Origin of the sequence: Cohnella sp. GbtcB17, from assembly GCF_019091135.1 — a bacterium.
GTDB lineage: Bacteria > Bacillota > Bacilli > Paenibacillales > Paenibacillaceae > Cohnella.
Map to the genome: position 1 here is coordinate 22,093 of NZ_JAGXJW010000004.1, position 15,303 is coordinate 37,395.

At 59.5% G+C, this 15,303-nt stretch carries 13 protein-coding genes; 10 read left to right on the forward strand and 3 right to left on the reverse strand.

Annotated elements, in window-relative coordinates:
• The first annotated feature begins 5 nt into the window (after positions 1 to 5).
• The 3 genes from KVT38_RS02680 (at position 6) to KVT38_RS02690 (ending at position 2,951) form a co-directional block, all read left to right on the forward strand.
• Complete coding sequence (locus tag KVT38_RS02680) at positions 6 to 1,349, forward strand: TrkH family potassium uptake protein (protein ID WP_217592148.1); 1,344 nt, start codon at positions 6 to 8, stop codon at positions 1,347 to 1,349.
• Positions 1,350 to 1,373: 24 nt separating this feature from the next.
• Positions 1,374 to 2,036 (forward strand): potassium channel family protein, encoded by a 663-nt coding sequence (locus KVT38_RS02685; protein ID WP_217592149.1) that lies wholly within the window; start codon positions 1,374 to 1,376, stop codon positions 2,034 to 2,036.
• Between the two features lie 78 nt (positions 2,037 to 2,114).
• Positions 2,115 to 2,951, forward strand: coding sequence for a polysaccharide deacetylase family protein (locus KVT38_RS02690; RefSeq protein WP_217592150.1), 837 nt, complete (start codon positions 2,115 to 2,117; stop codon positions 2,949 to 2,951).
• 102 nt (positions 2,952 to 3,053) lie between these two features.
• Here the strand turns inward: KVT38_RS02690 and KVT38_RS02695 are convergent, their stop codons facing one another.
• Positions 3,054 to 3,707: a 3D domain-containing protein gene (locus KVT38_RS02695; protein ID WP_254638931.1), complete on the reverse strand. Its 654-nt coding sequence runs from the start codon at positions 3,705 to 3,707 to the stop codon at positions 3,054 to 3,056.
• 219 nt (positions 3,708 to 3,926) lie between these two features.
• Positions 3,927 to 4,835 (reverse strand): LysR family transcriptional regulator, encoded by a 909-nt coding sequence (locus KVT38_RS02700; RefSeq protein ID WP_217592151.1) that lies wholly within the window; start codon positions 4,833 to 4,835, stop codon positions 3,927 to 3,929.
• Positions 4,836 to 4,990: 155 nt separating this feature from the next.
• On the opposite strand from KVT38_RS02700, the gene KVT38_RS02705 reads away from it, so the two are divergent.
• From KVT38_RS02705 to odhB, 5 genes are all read left to right on the forward strand, one after another.
• Positions 4,991 to 5,656 carry a succinate dehydrogenase cytochrome b558 subunit gene (locus KVT38_RS02705; protein WP_217592152.1) on the forward strand — a complete coding sequence of 222 codons (666 nt, stop codon included), beginning with the start codon at positions 4,991 to 4,993 and terminating at the stop codon, positions 5,654 to 5,656.
• 18 nt (positions 5,657 to 5,674) lie between these two features.
• Complete coding sequence (sdhA, locus tag KVT38_RS02710; protein WP_217592153.1) at positions 5,675 to 7,432, forward strand: succinate dehydrogenase flavoprotein subunit; 1,758 nt, start codon at positions 5,675 to 5,677, stop codon at positions 7,430 to 7,432.
• Between the two features lie 3 nt (positions 7,433 to 7,435).
• A complete protein-coding gene (sdhB, locus tag KVT38_RS02715) occupies positions 7,436 to 8,209 on the forward strand; it encodes a succinate dehydrogenase iron-sulfur subunit (RefSeq protein WP_217592154.1) in 774 nt (257 codons plus the stop codon).
• A 300-nt stretch (positions 8,210 to 8,509) separates the two neighbouring features.
• Complete coding sequence (locus KVT38_RS02720; protein WP_217592155.1) at positions 8,510 to 11,380, forward strand: 2-oxoglutarate dehydrogenase E1 component; 2,871 nt, start codon at positions 8,510 to 8,512, stop codon at positions 11,378 to 11,380.
• 6 nt (positions 11,381 to 11,386) lie between these two features.
• Positions 11,387 to 12,670, forward strand: a complete 1,284-nt coding sequence (gene odhB, locus KVT38_RS02725; RefSeq protein ID WP_217592156.1) for a 2-oxoglutarate dehydrogenase complex dihydrolipoyllysine-residue succinyltransferase — start codon at positions 11,387 to 11,389, stop codon at positions 12,668 to 12,670.
• An 836-nt stretch (positions 12,671 to 13,506) separates the two neighbouring features.
• Here the strand turns inward: odhB and KVT38_RS02730 are convergent.
• Entirely contained in the window at positions 13,507 to 14,505 is a 999-nt protein-coding gene (locus KVT38_RS02730) for a M15 family metallopeptidase (RefSeq protein ID WP_217592157.1), read from the reverse strand.
• 215 nt (positions 14,506 to 14,720) lie between these two features.
• Here KVT38_RS02730 and KVT38_RS02735 point away from each other — a divergent pair, with 215 nt between their 5' ends.
• Entirely contained in the window at positions 14,721 to 15,074 is a 354-nt protein-coding gene (locus KVT38_RS02735) for a sigma-70 RNA polymerase sigma factor region 4 domain-containing protein (RefSeq protein ID WP_217592158.1), read from the forward strand.
• Positions 15,074 to 15,295, forward strand: a complete 222-nt coding sequence (locus KVT38_RS02740) for a hypothetical protein (protein ID WP_217592159.1) — start codon at positions 15,074 to 15,076, stop codon at positions 15,293 to 15,295. Before KVT38_RS02735 ends, KVT38_RS02740 begins: the two co-directional genes overlap by 1 nt.
• Positions 15,296 to 15,303 lie beyond the last annotated feature (8 nt).

Consider the following 15,303-nt stretch of genomic DNA (forward strand, 5'->3'; position numbering starts at 1 on the left):
GCGATTTGGGCAAAAAAATATTCGACTGGCTGGTCGCTTCCCCGCCTCGGACGCTGGCGATCGGCTTCGCCTTCATCATCGGGCTCGGCTCGTTCCTGCTGCAACTGCCGGCCGCTTCGAGCAGCGGCGAGCAGACACGCTACATCGACGCGCTTTTTACGGCCACCTCCGCGACTTGCGTCACCGGATTGGTCGTCGTAGACACGGGCGATCACTACTCCGTATTCGGACAGCTCGTCATCCTGACGATGATCCAGATCGGCGGCCTCGGCTTCATGTCGATGGCGACGCTGTTCGCGATTTTTCTGAAAAGGCGCATCTCGCTCAAGGAACGGCTGATCCTTCAGGAGGCGCTCAATCAGAGCAGCATCGAAGGCATCGTCCGGCTCGTCCGCCGCGTCGTGCTGTACGCGCTGACGATCGAAGCGGCCGGAGCGGTTCTGCTCACGCTTCGCTTTCTTACACATATGAGTCCAGGCCGAGCGATATACTACGGCGTTTTTCATGCGGTATCCTTTTTCAACAATGCGGGCTTCGACCTGATGGGCGGCTTCAGAAGCCTGACCGGCTACGCGGGCGATCCCTGGGTCAATCTAGTGAGCATGGCGCTTATCGTCGTCGGCGGCCTCGGCTTCGTGGTGCTGTCGGACCTGACGGATCTCCGAAGCGGTCGGCGGCTGTCCCTGCACTCCAAGGTCGTGCTGACGATGTCGGGCTCCCTGATCCTGTTCGGCGCGGTCGTCGTGCTCGCCTTCGAGTACGCGAATCCCGGCACGATGGGACCGCTGAATCCGGGTACTAAGATTTTAACCGCGTTCATGCAGTCGGTCAGTCCCCGCACGGCCGGCGTGAATTCGTTGAACCTTGCGGATTTGCGGCAGGCGACGCAGTTTTTTATCATCATCCTCATGTTCATCGGCGCCTCTCCGGGGTCGACCGGTGGCGGGATCAAGACGACGACGTTCGCGGCGCTGCTCGGCGCGGTATGGGCGATCATCCGCGGCCGCGAGGACGTCGTCATGTTCCGCTACCGCCTGGCGCAAGAGCGCGTATATAAGGCGTTGACGCTTACGCTTCTCGCCTTGGCGCTGGTGCTTGCGGCGACGATGGTCCTGTCGACGACGGAGGACCATCATTTCCTCATGATATTGTTCGAGGTGGTGTCGGCCTTCGGCACGGTCGGATTGTCGCTGGGCCTCACGAGCGATCTGAGCCTGTTCGGCAAGATCGTCATCATGCTCATGATGTTCGCCGGCAGGCTGGGGCCGCTGACGCTAGGCTACGCGCTCGTGCCGAAGCGGGACAAGGTGCTCTACAGGGAAGCGGAAGGCAAGATCATCATCGGATAACGAAAGCGAAGTGGAAGTGCCATCATGAAAATGAATCAATTCGTCATCATCGGCCTCGGACGGTTCGGGGCCAGCATCGGCCAGGAACTGATCGAGCTCGGCTACGAGGTGCTCGGCGTCGACCGCGACGAGGAGAAGGTGCAGGAGATGAGCGGCATCCTGACCCATGCGGTCGTCGCGGACGCGACGGACGAGGACACGCTGCGCTCGATCGGCGCGCGCAACTTCGACTGCGGCGTCGTCGCGATCGGGGACGACGTGCAGGCGAGCATATTGGCGGCCATTCTGCTGAAGGAATTGGGCGTTAAAAAAGTCGTCGCCAAAGCGGTGTCCGAGCTGCACGGACGCGTGCTCGAGCGGATGGACGTGGACCGCGTCATCTACCCCGAGCGGGATATGGGCATCCGGGTCGCGCATCAGCTCGTGTCGCCGAACCTGCTCGATTATATCGAGCTGTCGGACAAGTATACGATCGCGGAGCTGGGCGTGCCGGCATGCCTGGCCGGCAAGTCGATCGAAGAGACAAACCCGCGCGGCCGGTATGGCTGCAGCATCGTGGCGCTGAACAAGCCGAAGGGCATGATCGTCGCGCCGACCGCGACGGATACGCTTGCCGAAGGCGACGTCATGGTCGTCATCGGCACGAACGAGCAGATCGAGGCGTTCCAGGACGCGATCGGCCAATAAAGGCGGGAAAGGTATGATATGGGCTGCATTCGCTCACGCTAACGGCAGTGCCGTTCAGCGACAGGAGTGAGTGTGAAAATGATGCAGCAACGACGGAAGCGATGGCTGGCCGCGCTTGCGGCGAGCCTGATGCTCGCCGGGACGGTACTCGTGCCGGCGAAGACAGGAGATGCGGTAGAGACGCAGCGCCAGCCTGCTGTAGCCGCGTCCGCCTCGAAGGCGACCAAGCCTGCATCGGCGCCGGTGAGCTGGTCCGACCTGCAGCGCCGGTACAGGGGCGTATTCGTGCTGCGCGCCTCGTCTTCGGGCGGGCGGCGCGTAGCGCTGACCTTCGACGACGTGCCCGATCCGAGATATACGCCGCTCGTGCTGAACGTGCTGAAGCGCAAACGGGTGCACGCCACTTTTTTTGTCGTCGGCAGCCGGGCGGCCAAGCACCCCGGCCTGGTGAGAAGAATCGTGAACGAGGGACATGCGGTGGGCAACCATACGTATTCGCATCCTGAATTGCCCAAGTTGAGTTTGGGACAAGTGAGGCGAGAGATCGAGCGGACCGGGGCGAAGATCAAGGAAACCACGGGCTTCGAGCCTGCGATGATCAGGCCGCCATACGGCGACATCGGACCCGCCCAACTGGATTGGGCGAAGTCGCGGGGCTATACGGTCGTCAATTGGGACGTCGATTCCCAGGATTGGCGGCAAATTCCGTCGGGCCTCGTGCTGCGCAACGCGCTCAAGGGGCTGCGCCCCGGCTCGATCATACTTATGCATGCGGGAGGCGGCGCCGGCCAGAACCTGTTCGGCACGGTGAACGCCCTGCCGCAACTGATCGACCAGCTTCGCGCCAAAGGGTATGAGCTGGTCACGGTGCCGGAACTGCTGCATATTCCGGAGCGCAGACCGAACCGGGCTTGAGCAAGGCTTGGCTGCTCCCCCGTTACAGGGAAAGGCGCTGTCGCAAAAATAAAACCGCAGCCGCCTTCCCTCGAAGGCGGCTGCGGTCTGGGCGCATCCGGACTAATCAAGCACGTACAGATTGACGTATTGGTAGCCGAACTTGCTCGCTTTATCCCGGGAGCCCGGCACGAAAATGTCGATTCGGTTGCCCTTGATGGCGCTGCCCGAATCCCTGGCGACGGCGAACATGCCGCCCGCGGGGAGCCCGTCGTGGGAGTAGCCCGTAATGTATACTTTGGTGCCGAGCGGGATGACCTTCGGATCGACGGCGATTGTTCCCAGCTTCAGCGGGTTCCCGAAATAATCGACGGGGCCCCAGGCGTTCTCCTCGATGGAGGCGGAGTACGCGGTCGCCTTCATCTGGATGGCCGTCGCGTAGGGCAGAGATTCGCCCGAGACGGTCTTCACGAGCTTGGCCGCTTGCGAGGCAGCGGCAGGTTGAACCGTCTTGGCCGACGCGGACTTGGCCGTCACGGCAGTCGTCGCCGGCGCGGGGATCGACAGTTTGAGGCCGGCGTATATATTTTTCGGATCGACATTCGGATTGAAGCTCATCAGCTTTTGCAAAGGAACGTCGAACTTCTTGGACAGCGCCCAGAACGTATCCGCGTCCGTAGCCGTGTAGGTTGTGGCCGCGTACGAAGCGGCCGCGGGCAGCAGCAAGGCGGCGCCGAGCGCGAGTGCGGCGGCTCTCATTCCCAATCGAAAACGCATATGTATTCACCCTCCGGTTCGAAAAAATCTTGCGCCTAGCGTAGCACGATCCCTTGAACCGGGTTAAGTGGTAATGGGCGCCACCATTGGATATCCGAGGATATCTGAGAGACGCTCTCATCCTTCATGTGCGGCCTCGCGGGAAAAGCCGGAGGAAGATGAGAAAAATGAAAGTTTGTCCCGGCGCTCTCCGGACCGTTCTCCCGACCGCTCCGGCGGCTAGCTCTGGCGGCTGCCCCTGCCGAACAGCGCGATCGTCTCTTCGATTAAATAGCGCGTCGAAGGCGCGAGCCAGGCGAGATCGCCGTAAATGAGGGAGGTCGTGCGCTTGAACTCCTCGAGCTCCCGGATGCGGACGACATACAGATCGTTGTCGTTGAGCATTTGCGGGCGCAGATACGATTTGGGCAGCATCGTGCCGGAGCGGCTCGCGCCGAGCAGGCGAACGATCGCTTCGAACGAGTCGATCTCCATGCGGACGTCCGGCTTGACGCCGTACTGTCGGAACAGCTCGTCCGTCAGGTTGCGGTACCAGGTGCCGGGGGCGAACAGAATCATCGGGAGCCCGTTCAGGTCGCTCATCGACAGCTGCGTGCGTTCGACGATAAAGTGCGAGCGGGGCAGCACCAGGACGACCGTATCGTCGAAAAGCGGCGTGCTCGTAATCGACGGATCGTCCTCGACCGAGGAGGCGACGAGGCCGAAGTCGACTTTTCGCTCTTTGACGAGCGTCGCGATTTCGTGCGTTTTGCCGGTGACGGCTTTGATCTCGAGGTTCGGATGCTTTTCCGTCATGGCCGTGATCAGCTCGGGCAGCGTCGTCTGCAGCGTGGTGAGACTCGCGCCGATCGTCGCGACGGGCGCCTCGGCCGTCTTGAACGCATTGAGCCGCTGCAAGTAGTCGCCGTGGAACCTGCGCAGCTCGAGGGCGAACTCGTAGGTGAATTGCCCGGCGGCGGTCAGCTCAAGCCGCTTGCCGATGCGCCGGAACAGGTCGACGCCGAGCTCTCGCTCCAGACGCGCGATTCTGCGCGATAACGCGGGCTGTGTGACGTTCAGCCTTTCCGCCGCCCGGTTTAGGCTGCTTTGCTCGACGACGGTTGCGAAAACTCTCATATCTTCCAGCATGTGGACGGCTCCTTCGCCTATTTTTCTCGCTTATGTCGATTCGTTATAAGTTTTAATAATAAATAAGCAGTTCCATTATAAGCGAAAATGGAGTAACCTATAAACCGTGAAGAATTCGTGACAACGCACGGATCGAAAGGAGAACGCTCAACGTTATGAAAGGAAACTCGTTTTACGCGCGCAAGATTCATTCGCTCTTGGGTGTGATTCCGCTCGGATTGTTCATCATCGAACACGCCCTGACGAATTACTCCGCGTTCGAGGGCGGCAAGGAGGGCTTCGTCGACAGCGTCAAGGGCTTGCATGACCTGCCGCTCATTTTTTTCCTCGAGCTGTTCGTCATCTGGCTGCCGATTCTGTTCCACGGCGTCTACGGCCTGTATCTCGCCTTCACGTCGAATTACAGCACGGGCCGGTACAGCTACGGGCGCAACTGGGCGTTCGCGCTCCAGCGCATCACCGGCGTCATCACGTTCGTATTCGTCGCCTGGCACATCTGGCAGACGCGCGTGCAGGTTGCGCTCGGCAATACGACCAACGAAGAGATCGGTCAGCACATGCACGATATCGTGACGCAGCCCGTCTACTTCACGATTTACTTTATCGCGGTCCTCGCCGCCGTCTTCCACTTCGCCAACGGCCTGTGGGCTTTCTTGGTGTCCTGGGGCATCACGGTCGGTCCGCGCGCGCAGCGGGTATCCTCGAACATCTGCATGGGCATCTTCGCGATTGTCGCCGTGCTGTTCCTGCTGTCGCTGTTCGCGTTCCGCAGCGATGAGTTCGCGGCGGCGCAGACGGCTGTCGTCGGTTTGTTAGGTTGATCGGAGGGAGAATCAGCAATGGCTAATCAGAAAATCATTGTCGTCGGCGGCGGACTCGCGGGTCTGATGGCGACGGTCAAGGCGGCGGAAGCCGGCATGCGGGTCGATCTGTTCTCGCTCGTGCCGGTCAAGCGGTCCCACTCCGTATGCGCCCAGGGCGGCATCAACGGAGCGGTTAACACGAAGGGCGAAGGCGACTCCCCATGGGAGCACTTTGACGATACGGTATACGGCGGCGACTTCCTGGCGAACCAGCCGCCGGTCAAGGCGATGTGCGAAGCGGCGCCGGGCATCATCCACCTGATGGACCGGATGGGCGTTATGTTCAGCCGCACGCCGGAAGGCTTGCTCGACTTCCGCCGGTTCGGCGGCACGCAATACCACCGCACCGCGTTCGCGGGCGCGACGACCGGCCAGCAGCTGCTGTACGCGCTGGACGAGCAGGTCCGCCGCTGGGAAGTGGCGGGTCTCGTCCAGAAGTTCGAGCACTGGGAATTCACGTCCGTCGTCATCGACGATGACGGCGTCTGCCGCGGCATCGCCGCGCAGGACCTGCGTTCGATGGACACGGTCACGTTCCGCGGCGATGCGGTCATTCTGGCGACCGGCGGCCCGGGCATCATTTTCGGCAAGACGACCAACTCGGTCATCAATACGGGCACGGCTGCGAGCGCGGTGTACCAGCAGGGCGTCCATTACGCCAACGGCGAATTCATCCAGATTCACCCGACGGCCATTCCAGGCGACGACAAGAACCGCCTCATGAGCGAATCCGCGCGCGGCGAAGGCGGACGCATCTGGACGTACAAGGACGGCAAGCCGTGGTATTTTCTCGAGGAAAAGTATCCGGCCTACGGTAACCTGGTGCCCCGCGATATCGCGACGCGCGAGATCTTCTCCGTCTGCGTCGACCAGAAGCTCGGCATCGACGGCGAGAACAAGGTGTTCCTCGACCTGTCGCACAAGGATCCGAAGGAGCTTGACGTCAAGCTCGGCGGCATCATCGAGATTTACGAGAAGTTCACGGGCGACGATCCGCGGAAGATCCCGATGAAGATTTTCCCGGCGGTTCACTACTCGATGGGCGGACTGTGGGTCGACTACAACCAGATGACCAACGTTCCCGGCCTGTTCGCCTGCGGCGAAGTCGACTATCAATACCACGGTGCGAACCGTCTGGGCGCGAACTCGCTCCTGTCGGCCATCTTCGGCGGCATGGTGACCGGACCGAAGGCCGTCGAATATATCAAGGGTCTCAAAAAGTCAGCCGACGACGTCGCCGAGTCCATCTTCGAGCGCGAGCGTTCGAAGCAGGCGAACAAATACGAGTCCATTCTCAAGATGGACGGCAGCGAGAACGCCTACGTCATCCACAAGGAACTGGGCGAATGGATGACGAACAACATGACCGTCGTCCGCTTCAACGACCGTCTCGAACAGACGATCGGCAAGATCAAGGAGCTCAAGCAGCGTTATACCAAGATCAACATCAACGATACGGCCCGCTGGAACAATGCCGGCGTCGCCTTCACGCGCCAGCTGTGGAACATGCTGGAGCTGGCCGAGGCGATGACGGTAGGCGCACTGCTGCGCAACGAGAGCCGCGGCGCGCATTACAAGCCCGAGTTCCCGGACCGCAACGACGAGGAGTTCCTGAAGACGACCAAGGCGACCTGGACGTCCGAGGGCCCGCAGATCTCGTACGAGGACGTCGATACGTCCCTGATCAAGCCGCGGATTCGCGACTACTCCTCGAACAAAAAGAAGGAGGGCTAACCGATGGCAGATACTGCTACCGCGACCGCCAAGCGCACCGTCAAATTTATCATCAAGCGTCAGGAAAAGCCGGACGCCGCTCCCTATACAGAAGAGTTCGAGATTCCGTACCGTCCGAACATGAACGTCATCAGTGCGCTGATGGAGATTCAGCGCAATCCCGTCAAGGCGGACGGCTCCAAGACGACGCCGGTCGTCTGGGAGTCGAACTGCCTCGAGGAAGTGTGCGGCGCCTGCTCCATGATCATCAACGGCAAGCCGCGCCAGGCATGCTCCGCGCTCATCGACAAGCTCGAGCAGCCGGTTCGCGTCGAGCCGATGTCCACGTTTCCGGTTGTTCGCGACCTGGTCATCAACCGCGAACGCATGTTCAACGCGCTGAAGAAGGTTAAGGCATGGATCCCGATCGACGGCACGTACGATCTCGGACCGGGCCCGCGGATGGCCGAGACGAAGCGCCAATGGGCGTACGAGCTGTCCAAGTGCATGACATGCGGCGTTTGCCTCGAGGCTTGCCCGAACGTCAACGACCGTTCGAGCTTCATCGGCCCGGCGCCGATCTCGCAGGTACGCTTGTTCAATGCGCACCCGACGGGCGAGATGAACGCGCACGAGCGTCTCGAAGCGCTCATGGAGGACGAGAGCGGCATCGAAGGCTGCGGCAACTCGCAAAACTGCGTGCGTTCCTGCCCGAAGGGCATTCCGCTCACGACGTCGATCGCGGCGATCAATCGCGACACGACCAAGCATATGTTCAAACGCTGGCTGAGCCTTTAATTGCGGCCCGCGTTTTGCCCGGAGACGCGCGACCTCAGGTCGGCGTATCCGGGCTTTCTTTTTGTGGACATCTTGACGGTCAAATCGCCCGACATCGTGCGGGTCCAGGGATAATTCTCCTGTACAAGCGACATACTGAGCATCATGTGCGCTTTTGTTGGCGAACGTTCTCAATTTGAGATCATAACGATAGGAAATCATTATTTTAATGTCGCAAACAAATGCTTTATAATCATGGAGGATAAGCAATACCGTTATGTTCGATAATCAACTTTTATAGAAGACCGAGGGATCACACAAATGGCTAATGGCGAGCAAGACCATCAGAACCCATGGGCGAAGTATTACGGCCCGAACCTTGGCTACATCGAAGAGCAATATGAACTGTATCTTCGCGACCCTGAATCGGTCGCGCAGGAATATCGCGAACAATTCAAAGCGTGGGGCGAACCGCCGCGCTCGGTTCGGAGCCCAGCCGCTTCGACGCCGGGTGCGGCTGTCGGTGTGGATGCGCGTCAGCTTCGCAACGCGGTCGTCGCTGGCAAGCTCGTATGGAATGTCAGAACGTACGGGCATCTGGCTGCCGACATCGATCCGCTGGGAATCGGTCCGGCCGTATCGACCAAAGTATTGGAGCCCGAGACTTACGGACTGACTTATGCGGAGCTGGCTGGGCTGCCTGCGGATCTTGTCTGGGAAGGCGCGCCGGCAGGCGTGTCGAACGGAGCCGAGGCGATCGTCAGGCTGAAGGAAGTTTACGGCGGGACGATCGCGTACGAATTCAGCCATGTCGCGGACGAGGACGAACGCAGATGGTTGAACGAATATGCGGAGCAGCGGGTGCCTTCTCTGCAGCTGAGCCCCGAAGAGCGCGCCGCCCTGCTCAAGCGCCTGCTTGAAGCCGAGCTGTTCGAGGACTTCCTGCAGAAGACGTTTATCGGCGTCAAGCGCTTCTCCGTCGAAGGCAACGACGCATTGATCGCCATGGTCGACCGCATGGTGAACGATCTAGCCGGCGAAGGCGTCAGCGACATCGCGATCGGCATGGCGCATCGCGGCCGCCTGAACGTGCTTGCCCATATTTTGCAGAAGCCGTTGACGAAGATCTTTGCCGAATTCCAGCATTCGGCAGCGAGCGGCAAGAAGTCGCCGACAGAAGGGACCTTCACGTTCGAACCGGGCGGTACCGGGGACGTGAAGTACCATCTGGGCGCCCGTCATGTCATGAAGAACGCGCGCGGCGGCGAGACCCGCATCGTGCTCGCGAACAATCCGAGCCACCTCGAGTACGTCAACCCGGTCGTGCAGGGCTTCGCCCGCGCTGCGCAGGACGATCGTACGGTGCGCGGTTATCCGAAGCAGAACGTCGAAGCGGCCGCTTCGATCGTCATGCACGGCGACGCAGCTTTCCCTGGCGAAGGCATCGTCACCGAGACGATGAATCTGAGCTCGCTGCGCGCCTACGGCATCGGCGGCACGATTCATATTATCGTAAACAACAAGATCGGGTTTACGACCGACAGCGTCGATTCGCGTTCGACCCAGTATTCGAGCGACCCGGCCAAGGGCTTCGAGATTCCGATCGTTCACGTTAATGCCGACGATCCCGAAGCCGTGATCGCCGTAGCGCATATGGCGGTCGAATATCGCCAGCGCTTCAAGAAGGACTTCCTGATCGACTTGATCGGCTTCCGCCGCCACGGCCACAACGAGACGCTCGATCCCGAGCCGACGCAGCCGACCGTATACAAGAAGGTCAAGGCGCATCCGGGTGTTAGCCGCGTGTACGCGAACCGTCTCGTCAAGGAAGGCAAGCTGACCGACGCGCAGTTCGAAGAAATCAAAAGCGCCGTGCTTAAAGTATTCAAGGACGCTTATGAGGAAATGAAGACGCTCGAGGATCATCACGAGGGTCCTCAGTCTCAGGCGGTCGATCAGCAGTCGGCATCGATCGTCGCTCCTAGACGCATCACGCTGTCCGAGCTCCGGGAATTGAACGCCGAGCTGCTCAAGTGGCCCGAAGGATTCAAGCTGTATCCGAAGCTTCAGAAAATACTGGAGCGTCGTTCGAGCGCCTTGAACGACGGCGAGAAAATCGACTGGAGCCATGCGGAGACGCTGGCGTTCGCGTCGATTCTTGCCGACGGCCGCGCGATCCGGATGTCCGGTCAGGACGCCGAGACCGCGACGTTTGCGCAGCGCAACCTGGTGCTGCACGACGTAGAGACCGGAGACACGTTCTGCCCGATGCACGCGCTGCCGCAAGCGAAGGCCTCCTTTGCGCTGCACAACAGCCCGCTGTCCGAATCGGCGGTTCTCGGCTTCGAATACGGCTACAACGTGTATTCGCCCGAGACGATGGTGATCTGGGAAGCGCAATTCGGCGTCTTCGCGAACGTCGCCCAGGTGCTGATCGATCAGTTCATCTCGTCCGGCCGAGCCAAATGGTCCGAGCGTTCGAGCCTGGTCATGCTGCTGCCGCACAGCTACGAAGGACGGGGCCCTGAGCACTCCAGCGCCCGCCTTGAGCGCTTCCTGCAGCTGTCCGCGGAGGACAACTGGACGGTCGCGAACTTGTCAAGCGCCGCGCAGTATTTCCATCTGCTTCGCCGCCAGGCGTCGATCACGGGCACGGACGAAGCCAAGCCGCTCGTGATCATGACGCCGAAGAGCCTGCTTCGCAATCCGCGCGCCGCTTCGCCGGCCGTTGAGCTCGCAGACGGCGGCTTCAAGACGATTGTCGAGCAAGCTGGTCTTGGCGCCAAGCCGGACCGCGTCGAACGTATCGTTCTGTGCTCGGGCAAGGTCGCCATCGACTTGGAGGATGCGCTGTCCAAGGACAAGGACAACAAGGACTGGCTGCACATCGTTCGCGTAGAACAGCTGTATCCGTTCCCTGCCGAGGAGATCAAGAAGGTGTTCGCTCGCTTCCCGAAACTCAAGGAAGTCGTCTGGACGCAAGAAGAGCCTCGCAATATGGGTGCCTGGACGTTTATGGAATCCCGCATCCGCGAGATCGCGCCGTCCGGCGCGGAAGTCGAGTATATCGGCCGTCCGGACCGTGCAAGCCCCGCTACCGGGTTTGCGGACGTACACGCGGACGAGCAGAATTATATCGTGACGCAATCTTTGAAGCAGAGTCCGACGTTGACTCACAATCTGGGGAGGTAAGCCGCAGTGGCAGATATTTTAGTACCGGCAATGGGCGAATCGATTACGGAAGGCACCATCTCGAGATGGGCCGTCAAAGCAGGCGACAAAGTAAGCCAGGGCGATCTGCTGCTCGAACTCGAGACTGACAAAGTAAACCTGGAGATCAGCGCCGAGCAAGCGGGCGTCGTCACCGAGCTGCTGTTCGGCGAAGGCGACACCGTGCAGATCGGCCAAGTCATCGGCCGCATTGCCGAAGGCGAGGGCGGCGCCGCCGCTCCCGCGCCGGCTGCGCAGGTTGAAGCGCCGATTGCCGCGCCAGCACCGGCTTCTGCCGCTTCGGCGCCTGCCCCTGCGGCGCCGGCTCCAGCGCCTGCCGCGTCTTCCGCTGGCGCAGCGGCGCAGCCGCCGGCGACGCCGGCAGCCCGCAAGCTCGCTCGCGAGCAAGGCATCGATCTGAGCCAGACGCCTGCCCGCGATCCCCTCGGCCGCATTTATCCCGAGGATGTTCGTGCCGCCGGCTCCCAGCCCGCCGCTTCTGCGCCTGCAGCTGCTCCGGCCGCACCTGCGGCTAAAGCGCCGACCGTACCGGCTTTCCAATCGGCCAAGCCTTACGAGCGCAAGAAGATGTCCCGCCGCCGCCAGACGATCGCGACGCGTCTCGTCGAAGCGCAGCATACGGCTGCGATGCTCACGACCTTCAACGAAGTCGACATGAGCGCGATTCTGGACGTCCGCAAGCGCCGCAAGGATGCTTTCAAAGAAAAGAACGAAGTCAATCTCGGCTTCATGTCCTTCTTCACGAAAGCGGTCGTTGGCGCCCTGAAGCAATACCCGTTGCTGAACGCCGAGATTGACGGCGACGACATCATTGCCAAGCAATTTTACGATATCGGCATCGCCGTATCCGCGAAGGAAGGCTTGGTCGTACCGGTCGTTCGCGACGCGGATCGCCTGAGTTTCGCCGAGATCGAACGCTCCATCGCCGATCTGGCCGTCAAAGCGCGCAACAATTCGCTTGCGCTGTCCGACCTGCAAGGCGGTACGTTCACGATCACGAACGGCGGCGTATTCGGATCGCTGCTCTCTACGCCGATCCTGAATGCACCGCAGGTCGGCATCCTGGGCATGCACAAGATCCAGCACCGTCCGATCGCGGTTAACAACAACACCGAGATCGCGATCCGCCCGATGATGTACATCGCGCTTTCCTACGATCACCGCATCGTCGACGGCGCCGAAGCCGTCCGCTTCCTGGTCGCCGTAAAGGAAATGCTCGAAGATCCGGAAACGCTGCTGCTGCAAGGCTGATCATACTAGCATTGGATTTAGCTCCGCTTCCTTTAGCGGAGCTTTTTGCTTTTTCAACGAAGGCTGCGCGCCGATGGACAGGACAGCTTTTACCGTTTAAACGATATCCCCTTCGATCAGGGGAGGGGGACGCGCTGAGGGAGGAGCGGCCACACACCCGATGCGGAATGGGGACCTCAACCATTTAAACAGTATCCCTTTCGCTCAGGTAGTGGGGGGGATCCGAAGTTGGTAGTTTGCCGACCAGCAGAGAAAGGCAGTTTCCAGCATTTAAACGATATCCCTTTCGCTCAGGGAGTAGGAAAAGATGGGGAGATTTATCTACTTGCTGAGCAGGATGGCTTCCACCGTTTGATTAGTATCCCCTTCGGTCAGGGAATTTGATTTCGATTGATTAGGATTCACCTGTGTTTATCGAAACGACTGCGTACATATATATACTCGCGAAAGGGAACCTTGGACTTAATCTTATCTTATTTGCAGTGTGATCGGCGCAGGTGTGGGCAACGAGATCTATGAATCCGTTAGCTTCGCATTTTTCCCTGATTGAAGGGGATACCGTTTAAATGCGGTAAAGTCGCACTGTCCTGTTGGAAGGGGATAACGTTTAAATGTGGTAAAATCGCACTCTCCCTGTTCGAAAGGGATATCGATTAAAGGTGGTAACATTGCACTGGTCCTGTCAGAAGGGGATAATGTTTAAATGCGATAAAAGTTGCTTAGTCCCTGTTCGAAGGGGATAGCGTTCAAATGTGTTCGTTCGCAGTTAGTGGCACGTTTTTTCTATTCAAAGCAAAAGAACGCCCGCGAGCGCGAGCGTTCTCTTCGGATTTAAGTTAGGCTTTGGTCGCGCCGTTGGCGGCGGCTTCGAGATAGGCCTCGAGCGTGACGCCTTGCTTCATAATTTGTTTGGCTGCTTCCTTGCCGACGTAGCGTACGTGCCAAGGCTCGTACGAGTAACCGGTCACGTCCTCTTCCCCATTGAGGAACCGGATGATGAAGCCGTATTCTGCGCAGTGCGCGGCCAGCCATTTGCCTTCTTTCGTATCTCCGAATTTGGGCTCGAGCTCGTAGTTCGCGCTTGCGCTGGAGACGTCCATCGCGAGGCCGGTTTGGTGCTCGCTTTGTCCGGGTCTCGCGCTCGTCCGGTTCGCGACTTCTTCGCCTTTCAAATCCGCGTTGCGGCTGAAGATCGACTTTTGGGTCGCATAGGATCGATAACCGGAGACGGCCTTTAACGTGATTCCGTCTTTTTGCGCGCCTGCGAACAGCTTTTCAAGCGCGCTCGCAGCGGTCTTCCTCATTTTCTGTTTGGGAGAATCGCCGGAAAATGAAAATTCGACATCCGGCTTGACCAGGTCGTCCGGCGCATAAGTGGAGGAGAGCTCCCGCTTCTTATTGACCAGAACCAGCATGCTCTCCGGATTCGTCACGGTGGCTACGCCGTTTTTGCCGACTTCGATCGTCTTGTCCGGCGCATTCAGCTGAAGCAGCGCGCTCAAGCTGTCCGAATCGCCGCTATCTTCGGACTCATCGGCGGCATTCGAAGGTTTCTCGGACGCTTCGGGCGTAGCTGCCGGCGAACCGGAGGACGCTGCATCCCCGGAAGACGAGGGCGAAGCATGTTCAGACGTTGGCGTAGCCGAAGGTTCAGGGCTTTCCGTCCCATCGTTCGTGCTCGAATCCCCGGAACCTGCCGAGGACGAGGCAGATGCGCTCTCCGTGACGGCCGGAGGCGCCGCGCTTTGCTGCTTATCCGTACCTATAATATCGTCCGCTTTCCATATAACGACCGCGACGACGGCGCCCGCGATCAGCCATCTTCCTATTTTCATTTCTTAATCCCTCCCGATTCTATTGATTAGACGTTGATAGCGCTAGAATTGTTTCGACAAACTCCGCGAATGGGCGAACAAATTCGACCTTGAGTCCCATTATTTTAATAAAAAATAAAGCGAACAAATGTTCTTTTTCTGGTTGTATAATGGGAATGTCAGGCTCCTACATAAGTGAGAAGGAAATACGGTGCGATTTAAAAAGGAGGATGGATATGGAGGACGAGTCGGCATTGTTCGCTGAGTTCAGACAGCGTCTGACGCGGGCTGCCTGGCGCATGCAATATCGCAATCGATCCCGAATCAACCGGGAGCTCGCGATCGCCGCTGCGGATCGCACCGAGATTAGCGAGCCTGCGGATCAGGCGATATCGATGATTTTCGTGCAGGAAGTGCTGCTGGCGATTCCATCGTATCCGAGCAGAGCCGTCATGCAGAAGCTGATCGTGGACGGGAAGACAGAGCGCGAAGTATCGCGCGAACTGGGCATTACGCAACAGGCGGTGAACAAATGCAAACAACGAGCGGTCGCGGCGCTCCGCCGTCAAATGAGCAGCTCCGCCTTCTAGTGCAAGCGGCCGGGCGCGGAGACCAAGTCGCCAAGCTGCGAATTATCGATTTTTTTGAACAGGTGATCGACGATCTATCGCGCTTCATGCGTATGCCGAGGGACGAGGCGAAGCAGGCACTGAAGCTTGAACTGCTGGAGCTGATCCGGCTCAAAGCAGAAGAGATTGCGGAGACCGGTCGATGCGCCGAGTCCCAAGCCGTCTATGTCGCCGAAAATTAATGATGGAG

Bases quoted from the DNA above. Each gene is read 5' to 3' on its own strand.
- KVT38_RS02685 (WP_217592149.1), top strand. From the start codon at position 1,374: ATGAAAATGAATCAATTCGTCATCATCGGCCTCGGACGGTTCGGGGCC.
- sdhA (WP_217592153.1), top strand. From the start codon at position 5,675: ATGGCTAATCAGAAAATCATTGTCGTCGGCGGCGGACTCGCGGGTCTG.
- KVT38_RS02690 (WP_217592150.1), top strand. From the start codon at position 2,115: ATGATGCAGCAACGACGGAAGCGATGGCTGGCCGCGCTTGCGGCGAGC.
- KVT38_RS02730 (WP_217592157.1), bottom strand. From the start codon at position 14,505: ATGAAAATAGGAAGATGGCTGATCGCGGGCGCCGTCGTCGCGGTCGTT.
- KVT38_RS02720 (WP_217592155.1), top strand. From the start codon at position 8,510: ATGGCTAATGGCGAGCAAGACCATCAGAACCCATGGGCGAAGTATTAC.
- KVT38_RS02705 (WP_217592152.1), top strand. From the start codon at position 4,991: ATGAAAGGAAACTCGTTTTACGCGCGCAAGATTCATTCGCTCTTGGGT.
- KVT38_RS02695 (WP_254638931.1), bottom strand. From the start codon at position 3,707: ATGCGTTTTCGATTGGGAATGAGAGCCGCCGCACTCGCGCTCGGCGCC.
- sdhB (WP_217592154.1), top strand. From the start codon at position 7,436: ATGGCAGATACTGCTACCGCGACCGCCAAGCGCACCGTCAAATTTATC.
- KVT38_RS02700 (WP_217592151.1), bottom strand. From the start codon at position 4,835: ATGCTGGAAGATATGAGAGTTTTCGCAACCGTCGTCGAGCAAAGCAGC.
- KVT38_RS02735 (WP_217592158.1), top strand. From the start codon at position 14,721: ATGGAGGACGAGTCGGCATTGTTCGCTGAGTTCAGACAGCGTCTGACG.